The sequence below is a fragment of the Streptomyces sp. NBC_00448 genome, from assembly GCF_036014115.1.
Lineage (GTDB): Bacteria > Actinomycetota > Actinomycetes > Streptomycetales > Streptomycetaceae > Actinacidiphila.
On the sequence record NZ_CP107913.1, the window covers coordinates 3,824,623 to 3,845,568 of the forward strand.

The window sequence follows — 20,946 nt, forward strand, 5'->3', positions numbered from 1 at the left end:
CGTGACCGTGTGGTGATCGTGTTGTGAGCAGTGCCATAGGAGGCAGGGCGGGCCCGGTGCCGTAGAGTCGCGCGGCAGCGGGCCCACGCCCGCGAGGGCCGGGCCGGGACGCTCCGGACCGGACGCGGCACGCGGGCAGGGGCGGCGCCGCGCAGCCGGGCCCGCACACGACACAGGGGTACTCATCGATGCGGATACGCGCAGGCCGTCGCCTACCGACCGGTAGCCGCAAGGTGCTGGCAGTGGCCGTACTGCTGCCCGCGCTTGCGCTCACCGCGGCCTGCGGGGGCGGCGGGAAGAGCAAGGACAGCGGCAGCGCGGCGTCCCGGAAGCTGACCCGCTCGGTGATCACGGCGAAGGACCTCGACCACCTCAAGGTGGTGCCCGCGACCAGCACGAGCCAACTCCTGGGCGACGAGCAGACCACCGACCCCGCCGCGTGCCAGCCGGTGGCCGACCAGTGGAGCCTCAAGCCGAAGCTGGTCCGCACCGTCTACACCGGCGCGCTGGTCACCGACACCGCCGCCAAGGACGCGGGCGCCAAGACGATCTCGCTGGAGGTCGTGGCGTCGTATCCGGCCGGCCGCGCGAAGCAGGTCCTCGACCAGCTGTCCACCGCGATCGCCCACTGCCCCGGCTACAAGGTCACGCGCAACGGCCGGACGTCGCAGTTCACGGTCAAGAGCGTCGACCCGTCCACCGGGCCCGCCGATACCGCCGGCACCTACGGCGACCAGCGGGTCACCTACACCGTCACCGACCCCGCCCTCGGGGCCTCCGGGGTGGCGCTGGTCACCGTCGTCCGGGTCGGCGACTCCACCGCCGCCTTCGAGACCGTCCGCGCCGACCACAAGACCGCGTCGCTGCGGCCGGCGATCGCCAGCAAGCAGGTCGCCAAGTTGCGGGCCGCGGCGGGCAGGAGCTGAGACCCGTACCGGCCGCGGCGGGTGGGAGCCGGCGCGAAACCGGGCCGATCCGGGGCCGATCGGGGCGATCCGGATGGCGGTGGCCGAGTTGTCCACAGGGACGAGGACGGGACCCGCGCGGCTCTTGCCGGACCCCCTAGGCTGTCGTCATCAGCTCAGACGCAGCAGGGGGCAACCGCCATGACCACAGGCCCGCAAGGGCTGGGATCACCTCCCGGACCCGTAGCCGCCGCGCAGGCCGCGCCACCGAACGCGGCCTACGCCGGACAGGTCGTGCACTTTCCCGACCCGGTCCGGGCCGCCCGCCACCCGCAAGGCGTGTGGGTGGACGACGAGGGCTACCCCGACTTCTCGCCGTACGCCCGCGCGGCGGCGGAGATAGCCGAGCCTCCGGAGGGCTTCGGCGTGGACGAACTGCGCCTGACGGACTACGTCTCGGCGAACGCCGCCCTGCACGCGGCCGGACACGAACTGTGGGGCAACCTGCTGCCGGTGGCCACCCCGCACGGCTGGACCTGGCACCACGTCCGCGGCAGCCGCCGGCTGGAGTTGGTGCCGGTCGAGGTCAAGTCGCTGCTGCGGCACCACGGCGGGCTGGCCACCTCGGTGGCCGACCACACCAAGCGCGGCACCCGCCCGCTCCAGGAAACCCGCCCCGTGCACTTCGGGCTGCCCAAGGAGCCGGTCGCGGTCACCGAGCAGCAGGTCCGCGACGTGGAGGAGGAGTTGGGGTACCGCCTGCCCGGCGCGTACCGCGCGTTCCTGAAGGCGGCCGGCGGCTGCGCCCCCCAGGGCGTCGCCCTCGACCCCGGCCTCGGCCTGCTGCTGGACCAGCCGTTCTTCACCGTCCGCGACGACGCGGCGGTCAACGACCTGGTGTACGTCAACAAGTGCCTGCGCGACCACCTCACCAAGGACTACCTCGCGATCGGCTACGTCCAAGGCGGCCTCCTCGTGGTCCGGGTGAAGGGCGAGGGCACCGGCTCCGTCTGGTTCTGCGGTTACGACGACGCGCGCGACGGCGACGGGTGGGACACCCCGGCGGACCGGGTGGCCGACCTGCTGCTGCCCTGCGGCGACTCGTTCGACGAGTTCCTGCTGCGACTGGCCGGCAATCCACCCGAGTTGGACACGGTCGCGAATCTGATGGTCGACGGCGGCTTCGCCGACGCCGTAGCCGTGGAGGGATGAGACAGCACATGGTCACTTTCGCGCAGGCGCAGGAGCGCGCGGAGCGCTGGGTGAACGCGGACGTCCCCGCGTACGAGACCCGGGAGATCCGGGTCCGTGAGTTCGACCTGGGCTTCGTGGTGTGGTCCGAGGCCCGGGAGGACGGCCCGTCCTCCGACGAGGGGTCGGTCCGGGTGGTGATCGCCCGTGACAGCGGCGACGCCACCTTGTGGCCCGCCCTGCCCATCGGCGAACTCATTCGCCGCTACGAGGAGGAGTACGGCCCGGTGCCCGATGACGCGGCGCCCGAGCCGCCCCAGCGACTCGACCTCGAAGCGACCTCGTTCCTGCTCAGCCCCCCGCAGTGGCTCCAGGACGCCGCCGACCGGATGGGCATCCCGGACCGCCGCCCGTCCGCCGCCGAGCAGCCCCCGGTTCCCGCTCCCGCGGCGGGTGACGCCCCGGCGGCCGGGGAGCCGGCGCCCTCGACCGGCGGCCGTATCGACTACCGGCGCCCCGGCGACAGCGGCGCCTCCCGTCCGGGCGCGGCCGAGCAGCCGGACGGGCAGCAGGCAGCGGCGGCGGCCGGCTCCGGGTCCGGGTCCGCCGGATCGGCGGGCGGCGGCGCGCAGGGCCCCGCGGGTTCCGCCTCGGGCGGCATCGACTACCGGCGGCCCGGCTCGGTGCCCTCGCAGAGCTCGGGCGGCGGCAGTTGGGCCGGGAAGACGGTGAGCGACTCCGGCGAGGGGCAGTCCGTCCCGGTGCCGGCGACCGTCTTCGCCCCGCCGATCAGCGACACGGACCAGGCCGAGGAGCCGGCGACGGGCGCGGAGGCCAGGACCGAGCTGCTGTCCGGGGGGAGTTCGCTGCCCCGCACCGGGCCCGCACCGCAGCAACAGCAACAGCAGCCGGCACCCCCGGCCCGGCCCGGGGTGCCGCACACGATCGGCGGTTCCGAGTACCCGCCGCCCGGCGGTCCGGCGGTTCCGCTGCCGCCGCCGGGCAGCGCGGGCGGTCCGGCCGGTCCGGCCGCGCCCGTGGGCCCCGGCCCCGCCGACATCGGCCGGCAGCCGAACCAGGGCCAGGCACCGGGCCAGGGCCAGGGTCAGGGCCTCGGGCAGGGTTCGGCTCAGGGCACCCCGCCCCCGCCGCCGTATTCCGGTCCGCCCGTACCCGGCGCGGGCACCCCGCCGCCCGCGGGCAACGACCCGCACTACGCGGCCACCATGCTCGCCGGACCCGGCACGCCCCCGCCCGGTCCCGGCGCGGGCGGCCCTCCCCCGCCGCCCCCGTACATGGGCACGCCCCCGCCCGGCGCGGGCACCCCGCCGCCTCCGCCGCCCGGCGCCGGCACCCCGCCGCCCGCGGCCAACGACCCGCACTACGCGGCCACCATGCTCGCCGGACCCACCCTGCCCCCGCCCGGCATGGGCACCCCGCCCCCGCCGCCGCCCGGAGCAGGAGCTCCGCCGCCGCCCCCGGGGATGGGCACCCCGCCCCCGCCCCCCGGCGCCGGCACCCCGCCGCCCGCGGCCAACGACCCGCACTACGCGGCCACCATGCTCGCCGGACCCGGCATGCCGCCGCCCGGCATGGGCACCCCGCCCCCGCCGCCACCCGGCATGGGCGGGCCGGCGATGGCTCCGCCCGCGCCGCCCGGATACGGCTACCCGCAGGGCGGAGCGGTGCCCACGGTCGGCCCCGGCTACATGGCGGTGCTGCGCTACCGCGGCCAGGACGGCAGCGAGCAGCAGCTCATCCGGCGGTCGGCGCCGGGCACCCCGCACCCGGAGTGGCAGATCCTGCACGAGTTGCGCTCGCTGGGCATCCGTCCGGAGCAGGTGCTCGAACTCCACACCGAGCTGGAGTCCTGCGATCTGCCCGGCGGCTACTGCACCCGGATGATCCGGGAGACCTGGCCGCAGGTGCGGATCAGCCACACCGCGCCGTACGGCCGCGACCACGCCGGCCGCCGGCAGGGCGTCCAGCACCTGCTCACCCACCAGGGCGAGCTGCACCAGGTGGCCGGCGCCCCGGCCCGGCCGCAGCCGCAGCGGGTGCCGATGCCCGATCCGCACAGCGTGCTGCGAGTGCCGCCGGTCGGTCTCGACGTGATCGGCCAGGAGGTGGCGAGCGCGTTCGGGCCGCAGGGCGTGTTCAGGTTCGAGCAGCGGGCCGTGTCCCGGCAGGGCGTGCCGGACATCGTGGCCCAGACGCTGGTGTGGTCGGGGCTGCCGGTCGACTTCTCGCCGTTCTTCTGGGCGCAGGCCCAGCCCGGTCAGCCGGTGCCCACGCTCGCCGAACTGGCCGCGCAGCGCGGGGTGCAGCCGGCCGCGGACGCCGGGTCGTACCTCGTGATGGGCAACGACTTCGGCCGCCAGCTGTGCGTGCAGTACGGCACCGCGCACATCGTCGCGGTGCCGCTGGAGGCCGGGCCGGGCGGGCAGCCGGCGCAGCCGCAGTTCGTCAACTCCAGCCTGCCGGAGTTCGCCCGCTGCATGGCGCTGCTGGGCCGGATGTGGCGGCTGCGGATCGGGTTGACGCCGGAGCAGGCCGGGCACTGGACGGTGGACTTCCAGGCCCAACTGGCCGCGCAGGACCCGGCCGCGATCGCCTCGCCCGACAACTGGTGGTCGGTGCTGGTCGAGCAGATGTGGGACGGGCTGCTGTAGGCGGACCGTACGGATGTGCGGCCGTTTCGTGCGGGCCGGGTGGAAGCTGCGTCTTCCGCTCGGCCCGTCCGTGTTTCCGGGGTAGGAGACAGTCGGAGTGTCGAGGCTCGTACAATTCGGGCATAAGCGATAAATGGGAACACGGGAACGGCCCGACGTCGCGAGGGGCAGTGGCCATGAGCAGTGATACGTCCGCATCGACGCAGACGCAGCCGGAGGCACGGGAGAGGTTCGGTGCGGCGCGCGGGCGCGGCTACCGGCCGGACCAGGTCGACCGCTTCCTGGACGAGTTGTCCGAGGACCGGGACGCGGCCTGGGAGCGGGCCGCCCGGCTGACGGTGCTCGCCAACGAGATGGACGCCGAGTGCACCTCCCTGCGGCAGCAGGTCGAGGCGCTCGGTCCGACCGACTTCGCCCGGCTCGGCGCCGGCGCGCAGGAACTGCTCCAGATGGTCGAGGACGAGGCCGCCGCGGTACGCGAACGCGCCGAGGTCGAGGCGCAGTACGCCCGGGACGCCGCTGACACCGCCCGCCGCACCCTCCAGGACGAGGCCCGCGCGGCCGCGTCCGCACGGCTCTCCGCCGCCGAGGACCAGGCCCAGCACGTACTGGACGAGGCGTGCGGGCGCGCCGCGGAGATCCTCGGCGCCGCCCGCGCCGAGGCCGACTCCGTACGGGGCGAGGCCGGCGCCGCGCTCGACGCGATGCAGCAGCAGGTCGACCGGGACCGGGCCGCCGTCGACGCGGAGCAGCGCGAGCGGGTCGAGAGCCTGGAGCAGGAACTCGCCGAGCAGCAGGCCGTGGTCGACGGCCGGCTGTCCGGGCTGCTCGCCGACGCGGAACGCCGGCTGGCGCAGGCGCAGCAGGAGCGGGCCGACGCGGAGGCGGCGCTGCGCGACCAGCAGGCCGAGGCCGACGCGCGGGCCGACGCGTTGATCGCGGAGGCGCGCACCCATGAGGAGAGGGTGCGGCGGGACGCGGAGCGGGTGCTGCGGGAGCACGAGATGCACCGGGACGAGGTGCGGGCGCACCTCGCGCACATCAAGGCCACGCTCTCGGAGTTGACCGGGCGCCCCTGACGCGTGCGGCGCCGCTGACGCGTGGGGCGCCCCCTGGCCCACCGGGGTGCCCCGTTCTGCCGGTTCGGGGAGCACCTGCCGTTGGAGGGTTGTTCGCGCCCACGCGCCCCTTGCGGGGTGCCCCGGGGGTCAGGGCGCCGTCGGGACCATGGCGGAGACGCGGAAGCCGCCGTCGGGAGTGGGGCCGGCGGCGAACCCGCCGCCATGGGCGGTGACCCGCTCCCGCATCCCGGTGAGCCCGTGCCCGCCGCTCGGCAGCGCCGTGGCGACCACCGCCTCGGCCGGGCCGTTGACGATGAGGACGGCCACCTCGGCCTCGCGGTAGGCGAGCCGCACCTGCGCCTTCGCCCCGACCGCGTGCTTGCGCACGTTCGTGAGCGCCTCCTGCACCACGCGGTAGACGGTCGCCTCGATCCGCCGCCCGCACGGCCGCTGCTCGCCCTCGACGGCCAGCTCGACCCCCATCCCGGCCGCCCGCGACTCCTGTACGAGCTGCGCCAGCTCCGCCAGGCTCGGCCCGGCGTCGGGCTCGTGGCCGAGCCCCGCCTCGGCCCCTGCCTCGACCGCGGCATCGACCCCCGCCTCGCCGGCCGCCGGGTCCGCCGCGCCACCCGCGTACTTCGCCCGAGGCGCCGCATCCCCCGTCCCCGTACCCGAGGCCGAACGCAGCACCCCGAGCATCTGCCGCAGCTCGGTGAGCGCCTGCCGCCCCATGTCCCCCAGCAGTTCCGCGCTGGCCGACGCCTTGGCCGGGTCCTTCAGCGCCACCGCCTTCAGCGCGGCCGCGTGCACGACCATCAGGCTCACCCGGTGCGCGACCACGTCGTGCATCTCCCGGGCGATCCGGGCCCGCTCGGCCGCCCGCGCCCGCTCGGCCCGCTCCAGCGCCTTCTCCGCCAGCAGCTCCAGCTCGCGCTCCAGCCCGTCGGCCCGGTCCCGCAGGCTCTCCACCAGCCGGCGGCGGGCTCGTACGTACAGCCCGAACAGCACCGGCGGCGCGGTGAGGCCGAAGGCGACCAGGATCGAGATGGCCAGCACCAGCGGCAGCCCGAGCCGGCTGCTGGAGTGCCGCACGCTGGACTCGATGCTCACGAAGGCGACGAGCATGGTGCCCAGGCCGCTCATCCCGGCGAACAGCGCCGTCAGCCGGCGCGGCACCTCGGACGCGGCCAGGGTGTAGAAGCCCACCATGGACAGGATGAGGCCGGTCTGCGCGGGGGTGACCGCGATCGCGACCAGCACCACCGCGATCGGCCAGCGCCGGCGCAGCACCAGCATCGCGCCCACCAGCAACCCGATCAGCGCGCCCAGTCCGCTGACGATCCCGATCCTCGCCGCGAACGTGGCGCCCTCGAAGGACGCCTCCAGCGCCGAGGCCGCCGCCAGCGACACGTCCAGCGCGACACTTCGCCGCCTCGTCCACCACCACAGGCCGGACCAGGACCGCGCGTGTGCCGCGTCGGCCTCCTCGTCCGGTACGCGCGCCCCCGTCGTACTCATGCCGTCCAGCGTAGGCGGTACCCGGAGCACGGGAACGGCCCGTCCTGGTGTCCGTCTGTTGGGCCGGGCGTCTCGCCGCGCGGCCCCCGACCTATCCTGGACCGGTCGGACAGCGCGGTCCGCGAGTCCCCGTACCCGAGTTCGTACCCACTCGTCTCCCAAGCCGTCGCCCATCCCACTGCACAAGGAGCCGCACCTGTGAGCAGCGCCGACACCCCACCGGACAGCAGCACCGCCCTGCGAGCCGATATCCGACGCCTGGGCGAACTGCTGGGCGGCACCCTCGTCCGGCAAGAGGGCCAGGAACTCCTCGACCTGGTCGAGAAGGTACGCGCACTGACCCGCAGCGACGGCGAGGCCGCCGCCGCACTGCTCGGCGAGACCGACCTGGAGACCGCGGCGAAGCTGGTCCGCGCCTTCTCCACCTACTTCCACCTGGCCAACGTCACCGAGCAGGTGCACCGCGGCCGCGACCTGCGCTCCCGCCGGGCCAACGAGGGCAGCCTGCTGGCCCAGACCGCCGACCTGCTCAAGGACGGCGACCCCGTACACGTGCGGGAGAGCGTGCAGAACCTCAACGTGCGGCCGGTCTTCACCGCGCACCCCACCGAGGCGGCCCGCCGCTCGGTGCTGAACAAGCTGCGCCGGATCGCCGAGCTGCTGGACCAGACCCCGGTCTCCTCCGGCGACCGGCGGCGCGCGGACCTGCGGCTGGCCGAGAACATCGACCTGCTGTGGCAGACCGACGAGCTGCGGGTGGTCCGCCCCGAGCCGGCCGACGAGGCCCGCAACGCGATCTACTACCTCGACGAGCTGCACGCCGGCGCGGTCGGCGACGTCCTGGAGGACCTGGCCGCGGAGCTGGAGCGGGTCGGGGTGCCGCTGCCGCCGCAGACCCGCCCGCTGACCTTCGGCACCTGGATCGGCGGCGACCGCGACGGCAACCCCAACGTCACACCCGAGGTGACCTGGGACGTGCTGATCCTCCAGCACGAGCACGGCATCACCGACGCGCTGGAGCTGGTCGACTTCCTGCGCGGCGCGCTGTCGAACTCCATCCGCAACTCCGGCGCGAGCCAGGAGCTGCTGGACTCGCTCTCCGACGACCTGGTGGCGCTGCCGGAGATCAGCCCCCGCTACAAGCGGCTGAACGCCGAGGAGCCCTACCGGCTGAAGGCCACCTGCGTCCGGCAGAAGCTGGTCAACACCCGTGAGCGGCTGGCCGGTGGCACTCCGCACGTCCCCGGCCGGGACTACCTGGGCAGCACCGAGCTGCTGACCGACCTGCAGCTGATCCAGGACTCGCTGCGCGCCCACCGCGGCGGTCTGATCGCCGACGGCCGCACCGACCGGACGATCCGCACGCTCGCCGCGTTCGGCCTGCAACTGGCCACCATGGACGTGCGCGAGCACGCCGAGGCGCACCACCACGCGCTCGGCCAGCTCTTCGACCGGCTCGGCGAGGAGTCCTGGCGGTACTCGGACATGCCGCGCGACTACCGCCGCAAGCTGCTCGCGAAGGAGCTGCGCTCGCGCCGCCCGCTGGCCCCGAGCCCGGCGCCGCTGGACGCCGCGGGCGCGAAGACGCTCGGCGTCTTCCACACCATCCGCGAGGCGTTCGAGCGGTTCGGCCCGGAGGTCGTGGAGTCGTACATCATCTCCATGTGCCTGGGCTCCGACGACGTGTTCGCCGCGGCGGTGCTGGCCCGCGAGGCCGGGCTGATCGACCTGCACGCCGGGGTCGCGAAGATCGGCATCGTGCCGCTGCTGGAGACCACCGACGAGCTGAAGATCGCCGACAAGCTGCTCGACGAGATGCTCTCCGACCCCTCCTACCGGCGGCTGGTGTCGCTGCGCGGCGACGTGCAGGAGGTCATGCTCGGCTACTCCGACTCCTCGAAGTTCGGCGGCATCACCACCTCGCAGTGGGAGATCCACCGCGCGCAGCGCCGGCTGCGCGACGTCGCGCACCGGCACGGGGTGCGGCTGCGGCTCTTCCACGGCCGCGGCGGCACCGTCGGCCGCGGCGGCGGCCCCTCGCACACCGCGATCCTCGCGCAGCCGTGGGGCACCCTGGAGGGCGAGATCAAGGTGACCGAGCAGGGCGAGGTGATCTCGGACAAGTACCTGATCCCCTCGCTCGCCCGGGAGAACCTCGAACTGACGGTCGCGGCCACCCTCCAGGCGTCCGCGCTGCACACCGCGCCGCGGCAGTCCGACGAGGCGCTGGCGCGCTGGGACTCGGCGATGGAGATCATCTCCGAGGCCGCGCACTGCGCCTACCGCGAACTGGTCGAGGACCCGGACCTGCCGAAGTACTTCTTCGCCTCCACCCCGGTCGACCAGCTCGGCGAGCTGCACCTGGGCTCGCGTCCGTCCCGCCGGCCGGACTCCGGCGCGGGCCTGGACGGCCTGCGTGCCATCCCGTGGGTCTTCGGCTGGACCCAGTCCCGGCAGATCGTGCCCGGCTGGTTCGGCGTCGGCTCCGGGCTGAAGGCGGCGCGTGAGGCCGGCCTGGACTCGGTGATCGAGGAGGCGCACGGCCAGTGGCACTTCTTCCGCAACTTCCTGTCCAACGTCGAGATGACGCTGGCCAAGACCGACCTGCGGATCGCCCGCCACTACGTCGACACCCTGGTGCCCGACGAGCTGAAGCACGTCTTCGCCACGATCGAGGCGGAGCACGAGCTGACCGTGCGCGAGGTGCTGCGGATCACCGGCGAGTCCGAACTGCTCGCCGCCAGCCCGGTGCTGGCGCAGACCTTCCACATCCGCGACCAGTACCTGGACCCGATCTCCTACCTCCAGGTGACGCTGCTCGCCCGGCAGCGCGAAGCGGCCGCCCGCGGTGAGGAGCCGGACCCGCTGCTGGCCCGCGCCCTGCTGCTGACGGTCAACGGTGTGGCCGCGGGTCTGCGCAACACGGGCTGACACCGCACCCGCACGTTCCCCGCGTCGCCACCCGGCGGCGCGGGGAACGTGCGACGGGGAACCCGCGGGCGATGCGCGCGGGGAACCTGCGCGGGGCGCCCGCGTGAGAAGGACGGGTGGGCAGCCGAGGGGGATCTGGCCGGCGGTTCCGCTTCGGGTCCGCCACCAGCGGCGGCACCCGGCCCGTCGGCGGCGCACGTCGGTAAAATCCAGGCCGGGAAGTTCGGCCAAGGTGGCTCCATTGTCCGGCCGAGCACCTACTCTTTTTCCACGACGCCGGTGGGGGCCGGCGTCCATCAGGGGGCGAGACGCACGGGGTCCGGCGCCTGGGCAAGGACGGCGGTCCCTGCCCGGTGCCGGGCTCCAAGCGAGGCGGACGCCCCATCGCCACTGGGGGAGTGCCGTGAATCGGGAGTGGTGTCCGTGGGTCGTATCCGGGTCCTCGTCGTCGACGACCATCGCATCTTCGCCGAGTCGCTCGCGGCCGCCCTCGCGGCCGAGCCCGACGTCGACGTGTCCGCGGCGGGCAGCGGCTCCGCCGCGCAGCGCTGCCTCGACCGCGCGGCCGCCGACGGCCGCCGCTACGACGTCCTGCTGGTCGACGCCGACCTGGGCGCCGGGCCGCGTCCGCCGGTGACGCTGGCCGCGGTACCGCCCGCGCTGCCGTCGCAGCCGCGCCCGCTGGAGCCGCGCGACCCGGTGCTGGACGGTCTCGCGCTGGTGGAGCGGATCAGGGCCGCCTACCCGGGCACCCGTACCGTGGTGCTCGCCGAGCGGGACGACCCGGTGCGCGCCGCGCGGGCTCTGCAGGCCGGCGCGTCCGGCTGGGTCGCCAAGGACTGCTCGCTGTCGCGGCTGCTCGCGGTGGTCCGCGGGGTGCTGCGCGACGAGACGCATCTGCCGCCGGCGCTGCTGACCGGGGTGCTGCGGGAGCTGACCGCGGCGCGCCGGCACCGTACCGAGAGCGAGCAGCTGGTGGAGTCGCTGACGCCGCGCGAGCAGGAGGTGCTGCGCTGCATGGTGGCCGGACTCGGCCGCAAGGCGGTCGCGGAGCGACTGTTCCTGTCCCCGCACACCGTCCGCACCCACATGCAGAACGTGCTGGGCAAGCTCGGGGTGCACTCCACGCTCGCGGCGGTCGCGCTGGCCCGGCGGGCCGGGGTGGGCCCGGTGGAACTGCTGCCGTCAGCCGGGGACGTTGTCGAACGGCGCGGTTAGCTGCCGCAGCAGCCCCGCGAGTTCGGTGCGCTGCCGGTCGGTCAGCTCGCCCAGGATGGCCCGCTCCTGGGCGAGCAGCCCGGCCAGCGACTGGTCGGCGCGGTCCTGGCCCTGCGGGGTGAGCCGGACCAGCACGCCGCGCCGGTCGCTGGGGTCGGGCTGCCGCTCCACCAGCCGCTTCTTGGCGAGCCGGTCGATGCGGTTGGTCATGGTCCCGGAGGTGACGAGGGTCTGGGTGAGGAGCTGGCCGGGTGAGAGCTGGTACGGCTCGCCGGCCCGGCGCAGCGCGGTGAGCACGTCGAACTCCCACGGCTCCAGGCCGTGCTCGGCGAAGGCGATCCGGCGGGCCCGGTCCAGGTGCCGGGCGAGCCTGCTGACCCGGCTGAGCACTTCGAGCGGCTCCACGTCGAGGTCGGGGCGCTCTCGGCGCCATGCAGCGACCAGCCGGTCGACCTCGTCCTCCATGGGATCAGTGTAGTAGGTCTGTCGACATGAAGTCTCTTGACATCAAGATATCTCTGGGAGCAGGCTGAAGGTGAAGGGCAGAACCTCGCCCTCCGTTTTCGCCGACTCCGTAGCACCCAGGGAGTACGAACGATGCCAGCAGCGCCGACGTGGGACCCGCACCAGTATCTCCGGCACTCCACCCATCGCACCCGCCCCTTCCTCGACCTCCTCACCCGGATCACCGAACTGCCCGGCGGCGACACGCCCCGGATCGCCGACATCGGCTGCGGCCCGGGCAACGTCACGGCGCGGCTCGCCGACCGCTGGCCCGGCGCACACATCACCGGCTACGACAGCTCGGCCGACATGCTCGACGCGGCACGCGAGCACGCCGGCCCCACCTCCGGCGGCGGGGAACTGGACTTCCGGAAGGCCGACGCGGCGGTGTGGACCCCCGACGAGCCCTTCGACCTGATCGTGTCCAACGCCGCGCTGCAGTGGGTGCCCGGACACGCCGACCGCTTCCCGTCCTGGCTGGAGCACATCGCCCCCGGCGGCGTCCTCGCCTTCCAGGTGCCCGGCAACTTCAACGCCCCCAGCCACGCCCTGCTCGCCGAGTTGTGCGACACCCCCCACTGGCGCGCCCGCCTGGCGGGCCACGGCCGCCGCTACGTGCACATCCTCTCCCCCGCCGACTACCTGGAGCGCCTGACCGAGCTGGGCTGCACCGGCGTCGACGTCTGGGAGTCCACCTACGTCCAGTTGCTGCAGGGCGAGGACCCGGTGCTGGACTGGACGAAGGGCACCGCGCTGCGCCCGGTGCTCACCGCGCTGGAGGGCGACCCGGTGGCCGCCCGGGAGTTCGTCGGGCAGTACCGCGACCTGCTCCGCAAGGCGTACCCGGTGGGGCCGCACGGCACGGTCTTCCCGTTCCGCCGGATCTTCGCGATCGCCCGCACCGCCGCTGCGCCCGCCGGGGCCACGTCGTGATCGCCGGCCTCGACCACGTCCAGCTCGCCGCACCGCCCGGCAGCGAGCCGGAGCTGCGCGCCTTCTACACCGGCGTCCTCGGCATGGCCGAACTGACCAAGCCGCCGGTGCTCGCGGGCCGCGGCGGCTGCTGGTTCGCGGCCGGCACCGCGGTGCTGCACCTGGGCATCGAGGAGCAGTTCCGCCCCGCCCGCAAGGCCCACCCGGGCCTGCGCGTCAACGGCATCCACGGCTTCGCCAAGGGGCTCCAGGCCGAGGGCACGACGGTCGTATGGGACTACGACCTGCCCGGCCACCTGCGCTTCTACTGCGAGGACCCGGTCGGCAACCGGCTGGAGTTCCTGGAGCCGACCACCATCTGATCCGACCGTACGCCCCTGCCACGATCCGGTCGTACGACCACCGGCAGCACCGGCATCGCCGTACTACCGTCACCACCGCACCACCTGCCCGGCTCGCCGCACCTCGGCGGGCCGGGCTCACAACGTCAGGAACGCACCGCCCAGCAGCGCCGCGCCCGCCACCGCGAGGGTCCACGCGACGCGCGGCAGCCGCAGCCCCAGCGCGACCACGACCGCCGCCAGCAGCAGCGCCCCGCCCAAGGGCACGAACCCGAAGAGCAGCCCGCCCATCCCGTCGCGCACCCCGGTGTCCGTACCGGGCTTGAGCACCACCCCGACGGAGTCCCCCACGTGGTGACGCACCGGGAGGCTGACGGTGACCTTCGCGCGGGGAAGCGCGTCGCCGTGCGGCGCGAACGGCCCGGTGCAGTCCGTGTCGCCGCACGCCACCAGCCGTACGGTGCCGTGGTCATGGCCCTTGCCGATCACCACGTACTGCGCGTCGCGCCACGAACCCCACGCGCCGGACACCAGGATCAGTGCCGCCACCGCCCCCACGCCCACCACCCGGGCGAACTGCACCAGCCCGCCCGCCTGCGCGGCACCGCGGTCACCGCTCCCAGTTGCCATGCGGGCGATCTTTGGCCATCGCATGCCACCGGGTCAACCTGCGGGCCCCTTACGGCAGTCGCGGCCAGGCCGGTCAGCCGTTGCCAGAGCCGGTCAGCCGTTGTAGCTGCTCTGCGCCCGCTCCAGCCCGCCGGTGACCAGCGCCTCGACGGCGTCGGCGGCCCGGTCCACGAACCACTCCAGTTCCTTGCGCTCGGCCGAGGAGAAGTCCTTGAGCACGAACGCCGCCACGTCCATCCGCCCGGGCGGCCGGCCGATCCCGGCCCGCACCCGCAGGTACTCGGCGCCGAGCGACTTCGTGATGGACTTCAGCCCGTTGTGGCCGTTGTCGCCGCCGCCGAGCTTGAGCCGCAGGGTGGGGAAGTCGATGTCCAACTCGTCGTGGACCGCGATGATCCGGTCGGTCGGCACCTTGTAGAACTCCTTCAGCGCGGTGACCGGCCCGCCCGAGAGGTTCATGTACGACATCGGCTTGGCCAGCACCACCCGCGCGCTCGCCGGGCCGGGCGGCCCGATCCGCCCCTCGACCACCTGCGCCTGCGCCTTGTGGGCCCGCTTGAACTTCCCGCCCATCCGCTCGGCGAGCAGGTCGGCCACCATGAACCCGATGTTGTGCCGGTTGCCGGCGTACTCCGGCCCCGGGTTGCCCAGGCCCACCACCATCCAGGGCCCTGTGCTGTCGCTCATCCACGTCTCCGAAAGCAGTCGCCGTACACCGTAGAACCGTAAGGGGCGCACATCCTGGCCGGCGGTCCTTACACGCGCCCGCCGCGTACGACCGCCGCACCGCGCAAACGGCCGCCGCCGCACCCGGAGGTACGACGGCGGCCGGCGCGTTCTGGTTCAGCTCTCGTCGGAGGCGTCCGCGGCGGGCGCCTCGGCGGCGGCCTCGCCCTCACCCTCGGCGGGCTCCTCGGCCTCGGCCTGCGCGGAGACGACCTGGATCACCACGGCGTCCTCCTCGGTGACCAGCGTGGTGCCCTTGGGCAGCTCGACGTCCTTCGCCAGGATGGACGCGCCCGCCTCCAGACCCTCGACGGAGACCGTGAACGCCTCGGGGATGTGGGTCGCCTCGGCCTCGACCGACAGCGTGTTGAGCACGTGCTCCAGCAGGTTGCCGCCCGGGGCCAGCTCGCCCTCGGCGGAGACCGGCACCTCGACGGTGACCTTCTCGCCGCGCTTCACGGACAGCAGGTCGATGTGCTCGATGAAGCCCTTCAGCGGGTCGCGCTGCACCGCCTTGGGGATGACCAGCTCGGACGCGCCGTCGATGTCCAGCGAGATCAGCACGTTCGGGGTGCGCAGCGCGAGCAGCAGCTCGTGGCCGGGGACCGTGACGTGCCGGGGGTCGGCGCCGTGGCCGTACACGACCGCGGGGACCTGGTTGGCGCGGCGCACCCGGCGGGCGGCACCCTTGCCGAACTCGGTGCGCACCTGGGCGGGGATCTTCACTTCAGCCATGGGAATCGGCTCCTCGTAATGGTGGGCAGTACGGTCGCCCGGCCGCGACGGGCCGATCCTTCACGAGGAGCGCGTCGATAACGGAGGTGCTGCGGACGTACGTCCGGGCCCTTCCCTCGCCGAGCAACCTCGACAGCGTAACCGTGGGAAGGGCCCGGAACGAAATCCGTGCGGCGGGCGGCCTGGGGCGCCCTGTCAGCTCAAGCGCCCGGTCAGTGCGCGTCCTCGAAGAGCTTGGTGACCGAACCGTCCTCGAAGACCTCGCGCACCGCGTTCGCGATGGTCGGCGCCATCGACAGCACCGTGATCTTGTCGAGGTCGGTCTCCGCCGGCGTCGGCAGCGTGTCGGTGAAGACGAACTCGCTGACCTTGGAGTTCTTCAGCCGGTCCGCGGCGGGCCCGGAGAGCACCCCGTGCGTGGCGGTGACGATGACGTCCTCCGCGCCGTTGGCGAACAGCGCGTCCGCCGCGGCGCAGATGGTGCCGCCGGTGTCGATCATGTCGTCGACCAGCACGCACACCCGGCCCTTGACGTCGCCGACCACCTCGTGGACCTTCACCTGGTTGGCGACGTCGGGGTCGCGGCGCTTGTGCACGATCGCCAGTGGCGCGCCCAGCCGGTCGCACCAGCGGTCGGCGACCCGGACCCGGCCGGCGTCCGGGGAGACCACGGTGAGCTTGGCCCGGTCCACCTTCGCGCCGACGTAGTCCGCCAGGACCGGCAGCGCGACCATGTGGTCCACCGGGCCGTCGAAGAAGCCCTGGATCTGGTCGGTGTGCAGGTCGACGGTGAGGATGCGCTCGGCGCCCGCGGTCTTGAACAGGTCGGCCATCAGCCGGGCCGAGATCGGCTCGCGGCCGCGGTGCTTCTTGTCCTGCCGGGCGTAGCCGTAGAACGGCACGATCACGGTGATGCTCCGCGCGGAGGCCCGCTTGAGAGCGTCGACCATGATGAGCTGTTCCATGATCCACTGGTTGATGGGGCTGGTGTGGCTCTGCATCAGGAAGCAGTCGGCGCCGCGGGCCGACTCCTCGAACCGCACATAGATCTCGCCGTTGGCGAAGTCGAAAGCACGGGTGGGGACGAGCTCTACACCCAGCTCGTATGCCACCGCCTCCGCCAGATCGGGGTGGGCGCGGCCGGAGAAGAGCATCAGCTTCTTCTCACCGGTCGTCTTGATCCCGGTCACTGCACCGTCTCCTTGGTGTTCGACTGGTGTTCGGCACAGCGTCGCCCGAAGTCGGGCGGGCTGGCGGAATTGTGTGCACCACACACGGTACGCCCCATCCGGCGCACCTGTGCACCTCACGTCCGGCCGATGAGACGACCCTCACTCACTCCGGCGCGTCGGTCTCGTCACCCTGCTGCTGTGCGCGTTCGGCCGCCTGCGCAGCGGCACTGCCGGGCCGCTTGCGGGCCACCCAGCCCTCGATGTTGCGCTGCTGGCCGCGGGCGACGGCCAGCGACCCCGACGGCACGTCCTTGGTGATCACCGAGCCGGCCGCGGTGTAGACGCCGTCGCCGATCACCCGGGGGGCGACGAACATGTTGTCCGCGCCGGTCTTGCAGTAGCTGCCGATGACGGTGTGGTGCTTGGTCTCGCCGTCGTAGTTCACGAAGACGGTGGCGGCGCCGATGTTGGTGTGGTCGCCGATGGTCGCGTCGCCCACGTAGCTCAGGTGCGGCACCTTGGTGCCCTCGCCGATCGAGGCGTTCTTCATCTCGACGTAGGTGCCGGCCTTGGCCTTCGCGCCCAGCCGCGCGCCCGGCCTCAGATACGCGTACGGACCGACGGACGCCTGCTCGCCGATCTCGGCGTGGTCGGCGACGGCGTGCGAGACCCGGGCGCCCGGCCCCACCGAGGTGTCGGTGAGCGTGCACTCCGGGCCCACCTCGGCGCCCGCCGCGATGCTGGTGGCGCCGAGCAGCTGCGTGTTGGGGTGCACCAGCGCGTCGGGCTCGACGGTGACGGTGACGTCCAGCCAGGTGGTGGCGGGGTCCACGATGGTGGCGCCGGCCAGCATCGCCCGCTCCAGCAGCCGGTCGTTGAGCGCCCGGCGGGCCTGCGCGAGCTGCACCCGGTCGTTGACGCCGGCGATCTCGTGGTGGTCCGCGGCGACGTACGCGCCCACCCGGTGGCCGCCGTCGCGCAGGATCGCCAGGGTGTCGGTGAGGTACTCCTCGCCCTGCGCGTTGTCGGTGGTGAGCTTGCCCAGCGCCTCGGCGAGCAGCCGCCCGTCGTAGGCGTACACCCCGGAGTTGATCTCCTTGACCGCCCGCAGCGCGTCGCCGGCGTCCTTCTGCTCGACGATCGCGGTGACCTGGCCGTCGGAGCCGCGCACGATCCGCCCGTAGCCGGTCGGGTCGGGCACCTGGGCGGTCAGGACGGTGACCGCGTTGCCCTCGGCGCGGTGCGCGGCGGTGAACGCGGCCAGCGTCTGCGTGGTCAGCAGCGGCACGTCGCCGTAGGTCACCACGACGGTGCCGTCCAGGGCCGCGCCGCGCCGGTTCAGCTCCGCCAGGCCGACGCGCACCGCGTGGCCGGTGCCGAGCTGCTCCTCCTGCACGGCCGTCAGCGCCTTCGGGTCCTGCTCGGCGAGGTGCGCGGTGACCTGCTCGCGGCCGTGTCCGACGACCACCACCAGGTGCTCGGGGTCCAGCGCGCGGGCCGCGGCGACGGCGTGGCCGATCAGCGAGCGGCCGCAGATCGGATGCAGGATCTTCGGGGTGGCCGACTTCATGCGGGTGCCCTCACCCGCGGCGAGGATGACGACGGCAGCCGGGCGGTTGGGGCTCACGCGGGAGACTCCTCGGCTTCGGGGCTTCGGGTGCTGGACAACCGCAGCTTACCGAGGGTGGGGGTTCTTCTCCCGATCCGCTCCGCCGCCAGGACTCGAACCCGGACTTAAGGCACCAAAAGCCCCAGTGCTGCCAATTACACCACGGCGGATCAACTCGACCTGCGGGACCCGTCGTCGGGGCCCTTCATGCCGGACGAAACCATCATGCCGTACGACACGGGGTGGACGCGACGCCGTTGCGGGGTAAAGATCCACTCGAACGACACCCGCAAGGGAAGGTGACCCTTACCCGACTGGTCCTGTCGCCCGCCGGACGCCGCTGCAATACTTACGGAGGCGTAGGTTGTGCGGCACACGGCCCCTGCGCCGTGCAAGTGACTTTCCCATCAGCTTTCCCATCAGCCCATTTCGGTCCCCTCCTCTCCTCAAGGGACGCACATGACCACACAGACGGACGTGATCACCGAGTCCCGGGAACCCGGGTCCTCAGGACAGGGATCGCCGGTGCCAAGTGCCACCCGCGGCGGCGAGAGCAAGCGATCGATCGAGCAGATCTCCCTGCTGCTCTTCATCTGCATCCCCTTCGTGGCGCTCGCCGCGGCGGTGCCGCTGGCCTGGGGACGGGGGATGAGCTGGCTGGACGTCGGCCTGATGGTCGTCATGTACTTCCTCGGCTGCCACGGCATCACCATCGGCTTCCACCGGCACTTCACCCACGGCTCGTTCAAGGCCAAGCGCCCGCTGAAGATCGCGCTCGCCATCGCCGGCTCGATGGCCGTCGAGGGCCCCATCGTGCGCTGGGTCGCCGACCACCGCCGGCACCACAAGTTCAGCGACGCCGAGGGCGACCCGCACAGCCCGTGGCGATACGGCGAGACCCTGCCCGCCCTCATGAAGGGCCTGTGGTGGGCGCACATGGGCTGGCTCTTCGACGAGGAGCAGACCCCGCAGCAGAAGTACGCGCCGGACCTGATCAAGGACCCGGCGATCCGCCGGATCTCCCGTGACTTCTGGCTGTGGACGGCGATCTCCCTGCTGATCCCGCCGCTGGTCGGCGGCCTGGCCACGATGTCCTGGTACGGCGCCTTCACCGCGTTCTTCTGGGGGTCACTCGTCCGGGTGGCACTGCTGCACCACGTGACCTGGTCGATCAACTCGATCTGCCACGCGGTCGGCAAGCGGCCGTTCAAGTCCCGGGACCGCTCGGGCAACGTGTGGTGGCTGGCGGTGCTGTCCTGCGGCGAGTCGTGGCACAACCTCCACCACGCCGACCCCACCTCCGCCCGGCACGGCGTGCTGCGCGGCCAGGTCGACTCCAGTGCCCGCCTGATCCGCTGGTTCGAGCTCGCCGGCTGGGCCTCCGACGTCCGCTGGCCGGACGCCGCCCGGATCGCCGCCCGCCGCCAGGAGAGCAACCGGCAGGACGTCGACGAAGCGGCATGATGGGCCGGTGAGCGACGGCGAAGACGGAAGAGCCCGGCAGTCCTCCGCCCCGGCGGGCCCGAGCGCGCGGCGCATCCGGCGGGTCCGGATGACCGGCAAGGAAAGACGCGAACAACTCCTCGACGTGGGCCGGGTGCTCTTTGCCGAGCGCGGCTACGAGGGCACGTCGGTGGAGGAGATCGCGCACCAGGCGGGGGTGTCCAAACCCGTCGTCTACGAGCACTTCGGCGGCAAGGAGGGGCTCTACGCCGTCGTCGTCGACCGTGAGATGCGCCGCCTGCTCGACATGGTGACCGGCGCACTCACCGGCGGCCACCCCCGCGAACTCCTGGAGCAGGCCGCCTTCGCCCTGCTGGACTACATCGAGCAGTACACCGACGGGTTCCGGGTCCTGGTCCGGGACTCCCCCGTCGCCCAGTCCACCGGCACCTTCGCCTCCCTGATCAGCGACATCGCCACCCAGGTCGAGGACATCCTGGGCCACGAGTTCGAGCAGCGCGGCTTCGACCCCAACCTCGCCCCGCTGTACGCGCAGGCGCTGGTCGGCATGGTCGCGCTGACCGGCCAGTGGTGGCTGGACGCCCGCCGCCCGCCGAAGGCCGAGGTCGCCGCGCATCTGGTGAACCTGAGCTGGAACGGCCTGTCCGGCCTGGAGCAGCAGCCCCGGCTGATCGGCCACCGCAAGAACTGACCTGGCGGCGGAGCCCGTTCAGAGCCGGTCCGGGGCCGGGCCGGAACCCGTGCTGGACCCGTGCGGAACCAGTCCGGGAACCCGCCCCGTACACCGCGGGCGTGTGGTCGACTGGTGCCGTGGAAGCTGTCTGGACGAGTGCCGTGGCGGTCGCCGGCACGCTGCTGGGTTCGGTGCTCACCTACGCCTTCCAGCGCCTCGCGGCCGGCCGCAGCGAGCTGTTCGCACGGGCCGAGGAACTCCGCAAGGAGCGCGTGGCGACGTACAGCGGATACGCCGCCGCGGTCGAGGAGTACCGCCACGGTCAGGCCACCCGCTGGTACGTCCGGGCGGAGCGCCCCGACGGCGAGGCGTATCCGCGGGTGCGCGACGAGGCGCACCGGCTGCGGACCGCGGCCCGGCAGGCGCTGTACCGGGTGAAGTTGGTCACCGACGCACCCGACGTGGTCCTCGCCGCGGAGCGGGCCTACCGGTCCGCCTGGGACCTGTCGAACGCGGCGGACCAGCGGGAGCACGACACGCGCGACGAGTCGGCCCGCCGGGCCATAGAGGAGTTCGTCTCCCGGGCGGCGCCGCTGGTGCGCTGACGGCGGCGGGCGGCGCCGGTGCTCCCGGCGCCGCCCGTGTCCCTGTGTGCCCCGCAGG

Annotated in this window: 18 protein-coding genes and 1 tRNA gene; 11 read left to right on the plus strand and 8 right to left on the minus strand. The window is 73.4% G+C overall.

Translation table 11 applies throughout. The annotated features are described in order from the left end of the window. Positions 1 to 242 precede the first annotated feature (242 nt). From OG370_RS16120 to OG370_RS16135, 4 genes are all read left to right on the plus strand, one after another. Entirely contained in the window at positions 243 to 926 is a 684-nt protein-coding gene (locus OG370_RS16120; protein WP_328464845.1) for a hypothetical protein, read from the plus strand. Positions 927 to 1,106: 180 nt separating this feature from the next. After that, positions 1,107 to 2,117, plus strand: coding sequence for an SMI1/KNR4 family protein (locus OG370_RS16125; RefSeq protein ID WP_328464846.1), 1,011 nt, complete (start codon positions 1,107 to 1,109; stop codon positions 2,115 to 2,117). A gap of 8 nt (positions 2,118 to 2,125) precedes the next feature. Beyond that, positions 2,126 to 4,768 (plus strand): SUKH-4 family immunity protein, encoded by a 2,643-nt coding sequence (locus OG370_RS16130; RefSeq protein ID WP_328464847.1) that lies wholly within the window; start codon positions 2,126 to 2,128, stop codon positions 4,766 to 4,768. A gap of 176 nt (positions 4,769 to 4,944) precedes the next feature. Beyond that, the gene (locus OG370_RS16135; protein WP_328464848.1) at positions 4,945 to 5,847 is read left to right on the plus strand and encodes a DivIVA domain-containing protein; all 903 of its coding nucleotides are present in this window, start codon (positions 4,945 to 4,947) and stop codon (positions 5,845 to 5,847) included. Between the two features lie 129 nt (positions 5,848 to 5,976). Here the strand turns inward: OG370_RS16135 and OG370_RS16140 are convergent, their stop codons facing one another. Next, positions 5,977 to 7,347 (minus strand): sensor histidine kinase, encoded by a 1,371-nt coding sequence (locus OG370_RS16140; protein WP_328464850.1) that lies wholly within the window; start codon positions 7,345 to 7,347, stop codon positions 5,977 to 5,979. A 198-nt stretch (positions 7,348 to 7,545) separates the two neighbouring features. Between OG370_RS16140 and ppc the strand changes: the two genes are divergently transcribed. Continuing rightward, a complete protein-coding gene (gene ppc / locus OG370_RS16145; RefSeq protein ID WP_328464852.1) occupies positions 7,546 to 10,278 on the plus strand; it encodes a phosphoenolpyruvate carboxylase in 2,733 nt (910 codons plus the stop codon). Positions 10,279 to 10,701: 423 nt separating this feature from the next. Continuing rightward, positions 10,702 to 11,496 carry a response regulator transcription factor gene (locus tag OG370_RS16150; protein WP_328464854.1) on the plus strand — a complete coding sequence of 265 codons (795 nt, stop codon included), beginning with the start codon at positions 10,702 to 10,704 and terminating at the stop codon, positions 11,494 to 11,496. Here OG370_RS16150 and OG370_RS16155 read toward each other — a convergent pair. Beyond that, a complete protein-coding gene (locus tag OG370_RS16155) occupies positions 11,464 to 11,961 on the minus strand; it encodes a MarR family winged helix-turn-helix transcriptional regulator (RefSeq protein WP_328464856.1) in 498 nt (165 codons plus the stop codon). The genes OG370_RS16150 and OG370_RS16155 overlap by 33 nt on opposite strands. A 132-nt stretch (positions 11,962 to 12,093) precedes the next feature. Here OG370_RS16155 and OG370_RS16160 point away from each other — a divergent pair, with 132 nt between their 5' ends. Both OG370_RS16160 and OG370_RS16165 read left to right on the plus strand, forming a co-directional pair. Beyond that, positions 12,094 to 12,933, plus strand: coding sequence for a trans-aconitate 2-methyltransferase (locus tag OG370_RS16160; RefSeq protein WP_328464858.1), 840 nt, complete (start codon positions 12,094 to 12,096; stop codon positions 12,931 to 12,933). Next, the gene (locus tag OG370_RS16165) at positions 12,930 to 13,295 is read left to right on the plus strand and encodes a VOC family protein (RefSeq protein WP_328464860.1); all 366 of its coding nucleotides are present in this window, start codon (positions 12,930 to 12,932) and stop codon (positions 13,293 to 13,295) included. Before OG370_RS16160 ends, OG370_RS16165 begins: the two co-directional genes overlap by 4 nt. Before the next feature lie 117 nt (positions 13,296 to 13,412). Here OG370_RS16165 and OG370_RS16170 read toward each other — a convergent pair whose 3' ends face one another. From OG370_RS16170 to OG370_RS16195, 6 genes are all read right to left on the minus strand, one after another. Then, positions 13,413 to 13,904: a hypothetical protein gene (locus tag OG370_RS16170; protein WP_328464862.1), complete on the minus strand. Its 492-nt coding sequence runs from the start codon at positions 13,902 to 13,904 to the stop codon at positions 13,413 to 13,415. A 93-nt stretch (positions 13,905 to 13,997) separates the two neighbouring features. After that, complete coding sequence (gene pth / locus OG370_RS16175) at positions 13,998 to 14,591, minus strand: aminoacyl-tRNA hydrolase (protein ID WP_328464864.1); 594 nt, start codon at positions 14,589 to 14,591, stop codon at positions 13,998 to 14,000. Positions 14,592 to 14,747: 156 nt separating this feature from the next. Then, entirely contained in the window at positions 14,748 to 15,365 is a 618-nt protein-coding gene (locus OG370_RS16180) for a 50S ribosomal protein L25/general stress protein Ctc (protein WP_328464866.1), read from the minus strand. A 212-nt stretch (positions 15,366 to 15,577) separates the two neighbouring features. Further along, positions 15,578 to 16,555, minus strand: a complete 978-nt coding sequence (locus tag OG370_RS16185) for a ribose-phosphate diphosphokinase (protein WP_328464868.1) — start codon at positions 16,553 to 16,555, stop codon at positions 15,578 to 15,580. 145 nt (positions 16,556 to 16,700) lie between these two features. Beyond that, the gene (gene glmU / locus OG370_RS16190; RefSeq protein WP_328464870.1) at positions 16,701 to 18,164 is read right to left on the minus strand and encodes a bifunctional UDP-N-acetylglucosamine diphosphorylase/glucosamine-1-phosphate N-acetyltransferase GlmU; all 1,464 of its coding nucleotides are present in this window, start codon (positions 18,162 to 18,164) and stop codon (positions 16,701 to 16,703) included. Positions 18,165 to 18,244: 80 nt separating this feature from the next. After that, positions 18,245 to 18,316, minus strand: a tRNA-Gln gene (locus OG370_RS16195). 289 nt (positions 18,317 to 18,605) lie between these two features. Between OG370_RS16195 and OG370_RS16200 the strand changes: the two genes are divergently transcribed. The 3 genes from OG370_RS16200 (at position 18,606) to OG370_RS16210 (ending at position 20,888) form a co-directional block, all read left to right on the plus strand. After that, positions 18,606 to 19,610, plus strand: a complete 1,005-nt coding sequence (locus OG370_RS16200) for an acyl-CoA desaturase (RefSeq protein WP_328464872.1) — start codon at positions 18,606 to 18,608, stop codon at positions 19,608 to 19,610. A gap of 88 nt (positions 19,611 to 19,698) precedes the next feature. Then, positions 19,699 to 20,301 carry a TetR/AcrR family transcriptional regulator gene (locus OG370_RS16205; RefSeq protein WP_328474149.1) on the plus strand — a complete coding sequence of 201 codons (603 nt, stop codon included), beginning with the start codon at positions 19,699 to 19,701 and terminating at the stop codon, positions 20,299 to 20,301. 119 nt (positions 20,302 to 20,420) lie between these two features. After that, positions 20,421 to 20,888, plus strand: coding sequence for a hypothetical protein (locus OG370_RS16210; protein ID WP_328464874.1), 468 nt, complete (start codon positions 20,421 to 20,423; stop codon positions 20,886 to 20,888). Positions 20,889 to 20,946: the final 58 nt, after the last annotated feature.